Genomic DNA, 13,037 nt, shown 5'->3' on the forward strand with positions numbered 1-13,037 from the left:
ATCGTCCACGACAGGTTCCGGTCGTGGACGATTCGCAGACGACGAGGGGCCGGGGACGGCGAGAATCCGTACGGACCCTAGGAGACCACGTCCTTGGCGCGGAAGCGGCGGAAGGCGAACGCGATCAGGATCGCCGAGTAGGTGACCGAGACGGCCACTCCCTTGAGCATGCCGTCATACTCGGGCTGCGGGGCCAGGGCGTCCAGCCACGCGGTGTTCCAGAATGTCGGCAGAAACTCCCTGAGCCAGCCGAGCGCCTCGACCGCCTGCAGGATGTTGCTGACGATCACCAGGCCGACCGCCCCGCCGACCGCTCCCAGCGGGGAGTCGGTGCTGACGGAGAGCAGGAAGGCCAGGGCCGCGACCACGAACTGGCTGACCAGGGCATAGCCGATCACCACGCCGAACCGGGGCAGCACGTCCAGGGCGGCGATCGTCTCACCGGTCCCCGGCACCCGGACGTCGTTCCACCCGAAGGCGAGGGTCCCGGCCAGCAGGGCCATCATCGGCAGGCAGATCACCGCCGCCGCCGAGTAGCCCATCGCCACGATCAGCTTCTGCCGCAGCAGACGGTCACGCGGGATCGGGGCGGCCAGCAGATAGCGCAGCGACGACCAGCTGGCCTCGCCGGCCACGGTGTCGCCGCAGAACAACGCCACCGCGACGACCAGCAGGAAGCTCGCCGAGACCGACAGGGCGAAGGCCGCGAAGTTCAGCCCGCCCTCGGTGGCCAGGTCGGAGATGCGCAGCGTCGTGGTGGGCTGCCCGGACCCGGCGCCGACCTTGAAGGCGATCACCAAGATCCACGGCAGCGCGAGCAGCAGGCCGAACATCACCAGCGTGCGACGCCGCTTGAACTGCCGGACGACCTCCACGGCGAGCGGCAGCGTGCGCCCCGGCGCGTACCCGCGCGCCGAGCCGTTCTCCGCGACCCCGTTCCCCGGGCCCCCGTTCCCCGGGCCCCCGTTCCCCGGGACTCCGTTCCCCGCGACTCGGCTCCGCGCGGGGCCGTCACCCGTCGCGCCGGTCATGGTGCCACGGGCACCGTCGGTGTCGCTCACGCCTTCTCTCCGATCAGGTCCAGGAAGACGTCTTCCAGGCGGGTGCCGGAGCCGTTGACCGGGGTGCGGCTGCTCAGCAACTCGGCCACGGTCCCGGCCGTGACGAGGCGCCCGCGGTGCATGACCACCACGTGGCTGCAGGTCTGCTCCACCTCGGCGAGCAGGTGGCTGGAGACGATGACCGTGCGGCCCGCCCTGGCGTAGCGGATCAGGACCTCGCGCATCTCGCGGATCTGGGGCGGGTCGAGACCGTTGGTGGGTTCGTCCAGGACGAGCAGGTCGGGCAGGCCGAGCATGGCCTGCGCGATGGCCAGGCGCTGGCGCATGCCCTGCGAGTAGGTGCGGACGGCACGGTCCAGGGCCTTGCCGAGCCCGGCGATCTCCAGGGCCTCGGCGAACCGGGCGTCCTCGGCGGGCCGGCCGGTCGCCTTCCAGTACAGCTCCAGATTGTCGCGGCCGTTGAGGTGCGGCAGGAACCCCGGGCCCTCGACGAACGAGCCGAGCCTGGACAGCACCGGGGCGCCGGGCACCACCCGGTGGCCGAAGATCCGGACCTCGCCGCCGTCGGGTTTGATCAGGCCCATCAGCATGCGCAGGGTGGTGGTCTTGCCCGCCCCGTTGGGACCGAGCAGGCCGAGCACCTGGCCGTGCTCGACGGTGAACGACAGGTCGTTCACCGCGAGCTCGCCGTTCCGGTACGCCTTGGTCAGGCCGTGGATGCGCAGCGGTACGGAGTCCAGCTCGGGATCGTGCTCGTCGGCGGCGCGGCGGCGTCCGGCGAGCAGCAGGGCCGTCGCGACGGCGAGGGAGAGCAGCGGCAGCGCCCAGATCCACCAGGCCGGGCCGGTCGAGGGGGTGCGCAGGGTGGCGTAGGTGGGGACGGTCACGGCCGGTGAGGCCAGCGCGACCTTGTAGACGGCCGGGGCCGCGGGGGTGCTGTAGCCCAGGTCGGTGGTGGTGAACGCGACGCGCAGCCGGTGCCCGACGTCGAACCTGTGGTCGATGGCCGGCAGGGTCACCGTGGCCTCGCCGGAGCCGCTCTCGGGGATCACGATCCTGACCGGGGCGACGAGCCCCTCGGGCAGGATCGGTGCCTGGGTCGCGCCCGCGACGTCGTAGAGCTTGGCGAACAGCGTCACGTCGCCCGTGGCCCGCGTTCCGGCCGCCGCCTCGCCGCTCTCAGAGCCGTCCTCCGAGCCGCCCGACGTGGCGTCGTCCGACGTGGTGTCGCCTACGGCGGGAGATCCGGACGCCTCGGGGGTCACCCGCACCCGTACGGTCGAGCTGCCGGTGATCTGGAGCGGGGCGGTCAGCGGGGCGGAGTCGAAGGTGGCGCTCTGGCCCGCCATGTCGATCGACAGGTTCGCGGTGGCGCCGCCGCCGAGACCGCCGAAGCCGGGGACCGCGGAGATCGAGGAGGGGGATCCGCCGGGCGGGTTGGCCACCTGCTGGTCGGACCCGCTGAGCGGCACGGAGGTCTGGCCGGTGCCCGACAGGCCCGGATAGCCGCCCGCGACGGCGTGCAGTTGGACGGGGCGCCGGGTGCCGGGGTCGCGTCCGCCGTCACGGGTGACGGTGAAGGCGCCGCCCGCCCGCCCGGCCCCTGCGCCCTCCTTCAGGTGGCGGTCGAACCAGCCGAGCGTCTTGTCGTGCAGCCAGTCGACCTCGCCGTTGCCGCCGTCGTGGCCGCCGTCGAACCAGGCGACCTCCACCGGGGCGCCGGTGGCGGCGATCGCCCTGGCGTTGGCGTCCGCCTGGCCCAGGGTGAACAGCGAGTCGCGCTGTCCCTGGAGCAGCAGCGTCGGAATCCTGATCTTCCCCGGCACCGAGATCGGGCTGGACCTGCGCAGCGTCTCCACCGCGTCCGCCGTCGCCCGGCCGCTCTCCGCCACCTTCTGGTACATGTCACAGATCTCCGGCAGGAACCGGCCACACCGGACCTCCTCCGCGGTGAGCGGCCGGGGCTGCACGGGTGGCGACTCGTCCCCGCTTTCCCCGCTTCTCCCGCCGCTCCCGCCGAGGGCGGCCACGCCGGCCGCGCTCGGTGTGGGACCGCCCCGGCTGAAGAACAGCCCGGCCCACATGCGCTTGAAGACCCCGCTCTCCGGACCCTGCCCGGTGGCGTTCGGGAACAGCGCGTCGGCCAGGTCGTACCAGGTGATCTGCGGGACGATCGCGTCGATCCTGGGGTCGTGGGCGGCGGCCATCAGCGAGATGGCCCCGCCGTAGGATCCGCCCGCGACGCCCACCCGGGGGTCGCCCGCCGCGTCGAGCCGGACCTCGGGCCGCCTGGCGACCCAGTCGACCAGCTGGCGTACGTCCTTGACCTCGTAGTCGGGGGAGTTCAGCGCGATCTGCCCCGAGGAGCGGCCGAAGCCCCGCGCGGACCAGGTCAGCACGGCGTAGCCGTCCTGCGCCAGTCGTACGGCGGCGTCCCGTACGCTCTGCTTGCTGCCGCCGAAGCCGTGCGCGAGCAGCACCGCGGGGGCCCTGCCGCCTCCGGCGGGAGGGAAGAAACTCGTGTCCAGCGTGACCCGCTGGTCGTCACCCGGCCCGTCGACCACAGTGATCATCTGGTTCTGGGCCCGCACGTCCGGCGCGGACGGCCACACCAGCCAGGCCGCCACACCGACGACCAGCACGGCGACCACAGCGATCCCCGGGACCCAGACGGCCCGTTTTCCCCCACGTTGCATGACGAGAGCCTACTGATTCGAGCTGAGAGCCTCCTGAGACCGTTCTCAGGAGCGTCTTCGCCGGTCAGCGGCCCTGGCCGGTGCCGCGATCGAACGCGGGTGATCACTCGCGTGGCGGGAGGAGGGGAGTCGTCCCGATGCTCAGGGTTGTCCCCGATTGCGGAGCGAGGTATAGGAGCGGCATCATTTCGATGCGTGAAGCCAGTAGAGAGCCTCCGAAGAAGAGCCACTCCCGTCCTAGAGTGGGCTCTGCCGTATTGGACGCGCGGGAAGGCCGGCAGGGAGACCCCGGAGGACCTGTTCAGGCTCCTCTACCTCGGGTGGCTGGTGGCTTTCTCGTTCAAGGTGCTCGGGGCGTCCTGGGACGTCTCCTGGCACTTCAAGTGGCTCCGCGACGACCTGGCCCCGCCGCACCTGCTCAACAGCGTCGGCACCGCCATCGCCCTCGCGCTCACGATCATCCACATCTACACCGGTTACGGCGTGGACAAGCTCGCGCAGCGCCTCATCACCTGGGGCACGGGCATCTTCCTGACCGCGGTCCCGCTGGACCTGATCAACCACCGGATCAACGGGCTCGACATCACCTCGTGGAGCCCGTCGCACCTGATGCTCTACATCGGCACGTTCTTCATGGTCTGCGGCGTCATCCGGGGCTGGTTCGTGCGGGCGGTCCCGGGGCGGATGCGCACGCTGGTCCTCGGCGGGCTCTTCGTGTTCCTCTTCGAGAACGTCTGGTTCCCGGCGCAGCACCAGGAGTACGGCGTGTACGGCATCGCCGCCTGGGACCGGGGGGCGCCGGAGGCCGAGCCGATCCTGATCCAGTTCGCCGCCGAGCAGATCGGCCTGCCGGTGAACGACAGGGCCGTGGCGCTCCACTTCGCGCTGCCCGTGCCCGACCAGCTCTACCCGCTCTACGCCGCGATGGCCGCCGTCATGGTGGCCGTCTACGCCCGCGCGATGATCGGCCGGATGTTCTCCGCCACCGCCGTGGTCGGCGCCTACATCGTCTTCCGCGCCCTGATCTGGCCGCTCCTGGCCGCGGCCGACTTCCCGCGCTCGGCGATCCCGATCTTCCTGGTCGCCGGGGCGCTCGCCGTCGACCTGGCGTTCCTGATCAGGATGCCCGTGGTCAGGGCCCTGGTCGGCTCCCTCGGCGCCACCCTCCTCATCGACCAGGTGCTGCGCTTCCAGCACGCGACGTTCATGGCGCCGCCGCTGGTGCCCCCCGCGACCATGCTGATCGGGGGGGCCGGGCTCGCCGTCCTGTGGCTGGCCGCCGAATGGTCGTTCAGCCGTCACACGCTGCGGGCTCAGGACAGGGAGGCACTGGTCAGCGCGACCGCGACCCCGTAGGCCAGTCCCATCACGGTGATCTCGGCCGCCGCCCACGCGACGACCGCCGTCGCCCGCCGCTCCGCGATGTGCGGCAGCAGGCGGAAGCGGATGTGGGCGGCGAACGGGATCAGCAGCGCCACGCACGCGACCTTGGCCAGCACCAGCAGGCCGTACTCGTTGGTCAGGAGGGCCCCGGGCAGCTCCACCCCCGGGGTGAGGGCCATCGTGGCCAGGCCGTTCACCAGGCCGGAGACGCCGACCACGATCAGCGCCAGGGTCGCCAGCCTGGAGAACGCCGGCAGCACCCGCGCCAGCAGCTCCCGGTCGCGGGTGACCAGCAGGACGACCGTGACCAGGCCGCCGGTCCACGCCGCCGCGCCCATCACGTGCAGCTCCATCGAGATCATGATGGGGTCGTGCCAGACCGAGTCGACCGCGTGGCCGGTGACCGGGATGGGCAGCAGCCCGAAGAGGGCGATCACGATCCGCAGCTCGGCGGGGACCTTCTCGCCGTACCGCACGGCCAGCAGCCCGATCCCGGCGTAGGACAGCGCGCAGGCGGCGCTGAAGAGCATGCCCTGCCCGGCGCCGACGCTGTCGACGTACTCGGCGATCATCCCGGGGGTGGGGATCGTCCCGGGGTTCAGCTCGGCCGTCTGGAACACGATGACGACCAGCGACAGCAGCGCCCACGCCCACGCGAAGGTCACGGCCATCGGCCGGGCCCGGCGCATCACCGGCTCCGTGCGGTCGGGGTCGTCGAACCCGAGCAGCTTCGGCAGCAGGCTGAGCCCGACCACCGCCACCGCCGCGAGGTCCAGCAGCACCCGCAGCACCGGCAGCCCGTACTCGACGAGCGGCCCGGGGATGGCGATCCCCGGCACGGCCTCCTGGGGGGCGAGCGCCGTCGCGGTCAGCACGGCCAGCAGGGCCCCGGACACGAGCCCGCCGACCACCAGCCTTCTGGCGGTCGCGGCCTCGGGGACCCGCTCGGTGGTCACGGTCATCCCGTGCCTCCCTGCTCCCTCGTACGGCGCATCGCCACGACGGTGGCCCCGGCCAGCAGGACGATGGAGCCCGCGATCCACAGCACGGCCATCCCGGCCCCGCCGTTCTGCGCGGCCTCGGCGGCCTGGGCGCCCAGATCGGGTTCCTGCGGCGCGGCGGCGGAGGCCACGGGGGCGGAGGTGGCGGGAGCCTGGGCGGAGGCGCCCGAGCCGGGCACGGTCAGGGTGAAGGTGACCTTGCTGGAGACCGGGTGGCCGTCGGAGGAGAGGATCCGGTAACCCACCGCGTACACCCCGGCGGGGCCGAGGGGCTTCACGCCGACGCTGACCTTCGCCCTGTCGACGGTCGTCTTCCCCTCCTCCCACCGCGTGCCGTCCGGGCCGATCACGCTGATCTGCGCGAAGCCCTGCCGGACGGGCTGGTCGAAGGTGAGTGTGATCTTCTCGGGTCCGGTGGCCAGCTCGGTACCGTCCTTGGGATCGCTGCTGATCAGCACGTTGTGGGCCTGCGCCGGGGCGACCGTGCCGAGTAGCGCGGCGGACGCGAGCAGCAGGACCGTGAGTAGCCGCCTCACCGGTCGTGGCCTTCCTTTGGGATCGTCATGACGAATGACATGCTCCCACCTCGGCCTTCCGCCCGTGAATCACGCTCGTGGACGGGACGCGCCGGGGAGGGCGGGGAGCTCCGGCGGAGAGTAGGAGCCCGCCCGGGAAGAGTCAATGACTAAGAGGATGACAAACATTCAAAAAATGAAGAATATGTCCATTCATCTGGTAAGGCCCTCAAAGGGATAGTTTATTTGGATTTATCGCACTGGAAAACAAGTGCGAAACCTTGACGAATTCGGCACGTGATCCTTAGCCTCGCTTCAAGCAGCGTTACCGATTCGCCGTGCTCGCGCGCGGCGGGGAAGTCGCCGTGCCCGCGCACGGTGTGAAGGCGGGCGTGTGGTCGGGACACGCCGCGCCGGGGCGCTCGCACATCTCGGCGCCGGAGTCGTTCCGTGCCGCGCACGTCCTCAACGTCACCGGATCTTCGCGTCCCCTCGGGGCCGAGCCGATCCGGTCGGTCGTCATGGAGCCGCCCATTCGGGTGATTCCATTCTCCGCCGTAAGGGAACGCGCCCGGGTTCCCCGCCCGTCAGTACGGAGGCGTCGTGACGCGAACCGGCCTCTCACCGGCCTCTCACCGGCCACGAACGCACTGCCCGCCCGCCGTCGCCCGTTCCCGCCACCGGGGAAACCGCGGTGTCGGCGGTGCCCGCTATCGCGTCCCCGGTGCCCGGCGGCGTGGTCGTGGCCACGGTGGCCCTACGGCCCGCCGGATCCGCGAGGGGCTCCGGTGATCGGGCCACGAGCCTTCCTGATGGAACGCCTGGCCGGGCACGCGATCCCCGAACGGGTGCCCGTCACCGGCACCCTGCCCAGGAACCGGTCCCGCCCAGGAACAAGTCGGGAAAAGTCATTAAAAGGGAGCTGCGGGGCCTGTTCGAGGCCGCCGTGGCAGGCCGGATGGAAGGCACCTGAAATGTCGATGTCGCTGACAGACCGATGGGAGAGGGCGTCCTTGGTCATCGCCCGCGTCCGGGAACGGAGAGGCGTCGGCACCTCCTTCGAGGTCGGTATCTCCTTCGAGAGGGGCGTCGGCTCCCCGGCCCCCGGGGGCGTCGTCGAAGAGATCGGCCGGACCCGATGACGGCCGATCTCGCGCGGCTGAGCGCGACGTCCGTGGAGTTCACCGGCGCGCGGGGCGGCGAGTCGCCGCTCAGCTGGGGCCAGCTGGCCATCTGGCGGCTCACCCGGTGGCTGGACGACGACGACCCGTATTTCAACATGCCCTGGGTGCTGCCCGTCTACGGCAGGCGCGACCTCGACACCGTCCTGCGGGCACTGCGCGTGCTCGTCGAGCGGCACGAGACCCTGAGGACGACGTACGAGGAGACGCCCGGCGGGCTGGTCCAGCGGGTGGCGCGCCAGGGCCGGTTCACCGTCGAGGTGTACGACGCGGGGGAGACCAGGCCGGTCGCCGCCGCCAGGGAGCTCTCCGTCCGGCTGGCCGCCACCGCGTTCGACTACGCGACCGAACTGCCGTTCCGCTGCGCCGTCGTGACCGTCGGCGGCCGTCCGAGGACGGTGGCCCTCACCCTGTCCCACCTGGCCGTGGACGGCGGGGCCCTGGACGTGCTGGCACGCGAATGGCGGGACCTGCTCGCCGGTGGCGAGCCGCCCGCCCCCGCCTGGCAGCCGATGGACCAGGCCGCCGTCGAGCGCGAGGGAGCGGGCGCCGCCCGCGGCGAGCGGACGCTGCGTCACTGGCGCGCGATCCTGGAGCGGGCGCCCCTGACCATGTTCGACTTCCCCCGTACGACGCCGGAGGAGCCGCGGTTCGTCAAGGTCGGCATGGAGTCGGCCGCCACCGCGGCGGCGGCCGAGGTGCTGGCGGCGCGCTGGTCGGTCAGCACGGCCAGCGTGCTGACCGCGGCGAGCGCGGTGCTGCTGGGCGCGCTCACCGGCCACCGCGAGGTGGTCATGCAGCTCATCGTGGCCAACCGGCACGACCCCCGGATCGCCGCCATGGTGGGCAGCGCCGTGCAGGACGGGATCTTCATCCTCGCCCTGCCGGGGGAGGGGACGTTCGCCGACGCCGCCCGCGCCGGGCACCGGCAGGCGCTGACCGCCTACCGGAACGCGCACTACGACCCGTACCGGATGATGGCGCTGCGCGAGGAGGTCGGCCGTGAGCGCGGGAGGCCCGTCGACCTGTCGGCCTACTTCAACGACACGCGGATCGTCGGCCACTGGCCCCAGCTGCCCGCGGTGGAGCCGCCGGGCGACCCCGCCGCGATCGCCGCCCTCGCCGAGCGGACCAGGACCTTCCACGTCGGGTCCTGGCCCGAGGTGGACGCCACGGCCCTGTTCGCCACCGGCACCGCCACCAACACCTGCGAGCTCCACCTGATGGCCGACACCGCCTACCTGCCGCGCCCCACGGCGTACGCCCTGCTGCGCGGGCTGGAGACCCTGCTGGTCGCCTCCGTGGCGGGGGACGTCCCGCTCGACGAGGTCGCCGCGCTGTGCGGCATCGTCCCGGTCGAGCGCCCCGCGACCCAGGACGACTCCGCCGCCGGTGCGCCCGGCACCGGCCCGGCGAAGGCCGCGGGGGACCTCGGTGTGCCGGGGCCGAGGGCGGTGGCCGGTGACCACCTCTGACCACCTCTGACCAGCACGTCGTGCCGGACGGCCACGCGGCGCTGCTCGAACGGCCGGCGTGGCTCCCCCGGCACGGCGCGCTGCCGAAGGGCATGCGGGAACCGCTCGCGGGCACCGACCTTTCCTGACTCCTCCCGCTCCCCGCCGGCGGCGGTCCGGCCGGGGCCTGCGGCGGGCTCGCGATGGTGATCCAATGGCGGGTGAGGGCTGTTGGCGGGGAGGGGGAAGGGCGTAGCATCCGTGCACGCCTCGCACGGTCGGGCGCTTGCTCGGAATCGTGGGCCGAGGAAACGCCGGACCGCGGGATGACGAGCCGTGAAAACAGCGGGCCGTGAAAACAGCGAGCCGTGAAGATGCCGAGCCGCGGAGATGCGAGGTTCCATGAGCGTCGTCCAACCCGTTCCCGACCCGCGGGAGGCGCTCGCCGAGCCGACACGCAGGGTGGGGCCCTGGTGGGTGGCCGGCATCTCGCTGGCCAACCTGGCGCTCTGGATGGCCTACTTCGGGCCGCTCCAGGTGCTGCTGCCCTCGCAGGTGGCGTCGATCGACCCGGTGGGCAAGGAGGGGTCGCTGGCGCTGGTGACCGGGGTGGGGGCCGCCGTCGCGATGCTGCTCAACCCCGTCGCCGGAGCGCTGTCCGACCGTACGGCCGGGCGGTTCGGGCGCAGGCACCCGTGGTCGCTGGGCGGGGCGCTGGTCGGTGCCGGGGCGCTGGTCCTGCTCGCGGGCCAGGGCTCGATCCTCGGCGTGGCGGCCGGATGGTGTCTCGCGCAGGCCGGGCTCAACGCGATGCAGGCCGCGCTCAGCGCCGGGGTGCCCGACCACGTCCCGGTCGGTCAGCGGGGTGAGGTCTCGGGCTGGATCGGGATTCCCCAGTCGCTCGGGGTGGTGCTCGCCGTGGTCCTGGTCACCATGGTCGCCACCACCACCGAATCCGGATATTTCTTGATAGCGGCGCTGATGCCGCTCTGCGTGCTCCCCTTCGTCCTCACCACCCCCGACCCCCGCCTGGCGGCCAGGCCGCCCTTCGAACTCCGGGCCTTCCTGAAGGGTTTCTGGATCAGCCCCCGCACCCACCCCGACTTCTTCTGGGCCTGGCTGACGCGCTTCCTGATGCAGCTGGGCAACGCCGTCGCCACGCTCTACCTGCTGTACTTCCTCACCGACGCGGTCGGCTACGAGAGGCTCTTTCCCGGAGAGAAGGCCGAGGACGGCCTGCTCGTGCTGATCCTGATCTACACCACGACCGTCGTGCTCACCACCGTCGTCGCGGGGGTGATCTCCGACAGGCTCGGCCGCCGCAGGGCGCTCGTCACGATCTCCGGCCTGATCAGCGTGATCCCCGCCGTGATGCTCGCGTTCTGGCCGCAGTGGCCGGTGGCGACGGTCGGCGCCGCGATCATGGGGGTCGGCTTCGGCATCTATCTGTCGGTGGACAACGCCCTGGTCACCCAGGTCCTGCCCGCGGCCGAGGGGCGTGCCAAGGACCTCGGCGTCATCAACATCGCCAACTCGGGCCCCCAGGTGCTCGGCCCCGTCATCGCCGGTCCCATCGTGGCAGGTCTGGGCGGCTATCCCGTCCTCTACATGACCTCGGCGGTCCTCGCCCTCCTCGGCGCCGCCCTCGTCTGGAAGATCCGCTCGGTTCCCTGAGCGTCAGGCTTCCGCCGCCCACTCCGACGGAAAAGTCAGTGAAGGTATGAGGTCCCTCGTGCCGGTGTGGCGTCCTTTACTCAACGTTGTATCCATACCACTCCCGATTCTGTCGGTGACCCTTTGGTTGCTGGGGGTGATGGAACCCTTCGGGTATGGCAGTGGTAGCTCCCCGGCCCGCCCTGGGAATCGTGCTCCTGATCTTCGTCAGCGCCGCGTGGGGATCGGCTTTCCCGCTGATGAAGGACCTCATCGTCCGCATACCCGTGGCGGACCTTCTCACCGAGCGGTACGGCATCGCCACACTCGTACTGCTCGCGCTCCGTCCGAAACGCCTGCGGGGGCTGTCGGAGAGCACCTGGCTGACCGGCGTCCTGCTCGGCCTGCTGTTCGGCGTGGGCCAGACGGCCCAGGCGGTCTCGCTGCACGATCTGCCCTCGTCGGTCTCGGGGTTCACGGTCGGCTCGTACGTGGTGATCACCCCGGTTCTCGGGCTGTTCCTGCTCGGGGCCAGGACCTCGGCCCGCGTCTGGGCCGCGGTGGTGCTGGCCATGGCCGCGATGACCGCGTTCACCCTGCTGAGGGGCTCGGATGGCGACATCGCCCTGCCCGCGCTGGTGGCCACCCTGTTGTCGGCGGTCCTGTACGCGGCCCACACGCTGGTGCTCGGCAACTCCGCCGAGGCGCGGCAGAACGCCTATGCGGTCACGGTGATCCAGCTTGGCACCATCGCCGTCATGACGGGCGTCCTCGCCGCGCCGGACGGCCTGACCCTGCCCTCGACGCCGGGTGACTGGGCGATCCTCGGCCACCTGTCGATCGTGGCCTGCGCCCTGGGCTTCCTGGCCCGCTCCTGGGGGCAGCTCCACGTCCGGCCGGTGCCCGCCGCGGTGATCCTGTCGGGTCAGCCACTCTGGGTGACCGCCCTCGCCGTGGCGCTGTACGGGGAACCGCTTACCACGGGCGTCTACCTCGGCGGGGGACTGATCGGCCTCGCCATGCTCCTGGTCGTGCTGCCCAGGGGGCTGCTCAGCTCAGTTCGGCGGGGGAGAGACCCAGTTCCGCCGCCGCGGCCGTCCGGATGAACTCGGTCATCCGCGTCCGCGAGAGCACCCGCCGGTGCACCGTCACCTGCGTGGACAGGCCGTCGATGAGGGACATGACCCGCCAGGTCGTGCCCTCGGGGTCCGCGCAGATGAAGATCCCCGCCTCGACGCCGTCGTCGATGATGGCGCGGAGCGCCTCCTTCCACCGCATGTCGATCCTGCGGGACATCTCCTCAAGCTCGGCGTTGCGTATCGACTCCGCCCAGGCGTCGATCCACAGGGCCCACGACTTGGACTTCCCGCTGGGCGGGTAGAACCTGAGCAGGGCTCGCAGGCGGTCGAGGGGGGAGCCGCCCGACTCCTCCACCTTGACGAGCGCGTCCAGGTCGAGCTGGGCGGCGTAGGAGAAGGCCTGGGCGAACAGCCTCTCCTTGGTCTCGAAGTGGTAGAAGAGCAGCGCCTGGCTGACCCCGGCCGCCTGGGCGATGTCCGCGGTCCGCGTGTGACCGAACCCCTGGGCCGCGATGACATCGCAGGCGGTCCGGAGCAGATCTTCGCGACGTAATCGCCCAAATCCCCTTGCCACAAGGGAACACTAGCGGGTCGGGGATCGCCGTCCGGGCCGGGGTGCGAGGGGCGGCGACCGCCGTCCGGGCTGCCTACAGGCCGTCTGCCTCGTACCCGACCTCTGCGGCCGGTACGGCTAGGGAGGGGGTCGTTCGGTGGAGGCGACCTCGTCGTCGTGCCGGCGTGGCCTCTCCGCCGGCCGCGGTTCCCCTCCGGGCCGCCGCTCCACGACGTAGCCCGCCTCGCGGTCGAACCCGGTCACCCGGCACCCCTCCTCCAGGAGGCCGCCCAGCACCTCGCGCACGGCCACCCGCCACGCCGCGGTCGCCCGGGGGTCGGCGCGGCGCAGCGCCTCGACGTCCCGGGGCACGGCGACCAGCGTCGTTGCCGCCCCCGCCGGTTCCCGCACCGGGCCGCCGTCGTCTCCCTCGACCAGCGCGCGCACCGCGTCCGGCGGGA

At 71.9% G+C, this 13,037-nt stretch carries 10 protein-coding genes and 1 pseudogene; 5 read left to right on the plus strand and 6 right to left on the minus strand.

Translation table 11 applies throughout. From position 1 onward, the window contains the following. Positions 1-77 precede the first annotated feature (77 nt). Both ACSDR0_RS22395 and ACSDR0_RS22400 read right to left on the minus strand, forming a co-directional pair. Positions 78-1,061 carry an ABC transporter permease gene (locus ACSDR0_RS22395; RefSeq protein WP_435290819.1) on the minus strand — a complete coding sequence of 328 codons (984 nt, stop codon included), beginning with the start codon at positions 1,059-1,061 and terminating at the stop codon, positions 78-80. Continuing rightward, complete coding sequence (locus ACSDR0_RS22400; RefSeq protein ID WP_435290820.1) at positions 1,058-3,757, minus strand: alpha/beta fold hydrolase; 2,700 nt, start codon at positions 3,755-3,757, stop codon at positions 1,058-1,060. Before ACSDR0_RS22400 ends, ACSDR0_RS22395 begins: the two co-directional genes overlap by 4 nt. 195 nt (positions 3,758-3,952) lie before the next feature. Between ACSDR0_RS22400 and ACSDR0_RS22405 the strand changes: the two genes are divergently transcribed. Further along, positions 3,953-5,113, plus strand: a complete 1,161-nt coding sequence (locus tag ACSDR0_RS22405) for a hypothetical protein (protein WP_435290821.1) — start codon at positions 3,953-3,955, stop codon at positions 5,111-5,113. On the opposite strand, the gene ACSDR0_RS22410 is transcribed toward ACSDR0_RS22405, so the two are convergent. Both ACSDR0_RS22410 and ACSDR0_RS22415 read right to left on the minus strand, forming a co-directional pair. Further along, positions 5,071-6,102: a copper resistance D family protein gene (locus ACSDR0_RS22410; protein ID WP_435290822.1), complete on the minus strand. Its 1,032-nt coding sequence runs from the start codon at positions 6,100-6,102 to the stop codon at positions 5,071-5,073. The two genes, ACSDR0_RS22405 and ACSDR0_RS22410, sit on opposite strands and share 43 nt — an antisense overlap. Further along, positions 6,099-6,677, minus strand: a complete 579-nt coding sequence (locus ACSDR0_RS22415; protein WP_435290823.1) for a copper resistance CopC family protein — start codon at positions 6,675-6,677, stop codon at positions 6,099-6,101. The genes ACSDR0_RS22410 and ACSDR0_RS22415 overlap by 4 nt, the downstream gene beginning before the upstream one ends. A 953-nt stretch (positions 6,678-7,630) precedes the next feature. Here ACSDR0_RS22415 and ACSDR0_RS22420 point away from each other — a divergent pair. The 4 genes from ACSDR0_RS22420 (at position 7,631) to ACSDR0_RS22435 (ending at position 12,050) form a co-directional block, all read left to right on the plus strand. Further along, positions 7,631-7,798 carry a hypothetical protein gene (locus ACSDR0_RS22420; RefSeq protein ID WP_435290824.1) on the plus strand — a complete coding sequence of 56 codons (168 nt, stop codon included), beginning with the start codon at positions 7,631-7,633 and terminating at the stop codon, positions 7,796-7,798. After that, the gene (locus tag ACSDR0_RS22425) at positions 7,795-9,312 is read left to right on the plus strand and encodes a condensation domain-containing protein (RefSeq protein WP_435290825.1); all 1,518 of its coding nucleotides are present in this window, start codon (positions 7,795-7,797) and stop codon (positions 9,310-9,312) included. The genes ACSDR0_RS22420 and ACSDR0_RS22425 overlap by 4 nt, the downstream gene beginning before the upstream one ends. Before the next feature lie 381 nt (positions 9,313-9,693). Next, a complete protein-coding gene (locus ACSDR0_RS22430) occupies positions 9,694-10,965 on the plus strand; it encodes an MFS transporter (protein ID WP_435290826.1) in 1,272 nt (423 codons plus the stop codon). A 155-nt stretch (positions 10,966-11,120) separates the two neighbouring features. After that, complete coding sequence (locus ACSDR0_RS22435; RefSeq protein WP_435290827.1) at positions 11,121-12,050, plus strand: DMT family transporter; 930 nt, start codon at positions 11,121-11,123, stop codon at positions 12,048-12,050. Here the strand turns inward: ACSDR0_RS22435 and ACSDR0_RS22440 are convergent. After that, positions 11,995-12,597 carry a TetR/AcrR family transcriptional regulator gene (locus ACSDR0_RS22440; RefSeq protein WP_435290828.1) on the minus strand — a complete coding sequence of 201 codons (603 nt, stop codon included), beginning with the start codon at positions 12,595-12,597 and terminating at the stop codon, positions 11,995-11,997. The genes ACSDR0_RS22435 and ACSDR0_RS22440 overlap by 56 nt on opposite strands. Before the next feature lie 117 nt (positions 12,598-12,714). After that, positions 12,715-13,037 (minus strand): annotated as a pseudogene (locus ACSDR0_RS22445) (hypothetical protein); the annotation flags it as partial.

Origin of the sequence: Streptosporangium sp. G11 (assembly GCF_051192615.1) — a bacterium.
In the GTDB taxonomy this organism is placed as follows: Bacteria; Actinomycetota; Actinomycetes; order Streptosporangiales; family Streptosporangiaceae; genus Streptosporangium.

Excerpts from the sequence above, each read along its gene's own strand:
- ACSDR0_RS22400 (WP_435290820.1), bottom strand. The coding sequence starts at position 3,757 with ATGCAACGTGGGGGAAAACGGGCCGTCTGGGTCCCGGGGATCGCTGTG.
- ACSDR0_RS22410 (WP_435290822.1), bottom strand. The coding sequence starts at position 6,102 with ATGACCGTGACCACCGAGCGGGTCCCCGAGGCCGCGACCGCCAGAAGG.
- ACSDR0_RS22420 (WP_435290824.1), top strand. The coding sequence starts at position 7,631 with ATGTCGATGTCGCTGACAGACCGATGGGAGAGGGCGTCCTTGGTCATC.
- ACSDR0_RS22425 (WP_435290825.1), top strand. The coding sequence starts at position 7,795 with ATGACGGCCGATCTCGCGCGGCTGAGCGCGACGTCCGTGGAGTTCACC.
- ACSDR0_RS22430 (WP_435290826.1), top strand. The coding sequence starts at position 9,694 with ATGAGCGTCGTCCAACCCGTTCCCGACCCGCGGGAGGCGCTCGCCGAG.
- ACSDR0_RS22435 (WP_435290827.1), top strand. The coding sequence starts at position 11,121 with ATGGCAGTGGTAGCTCCCCGGCCCGCCCTGGGAATCGTGCTCCTGATC.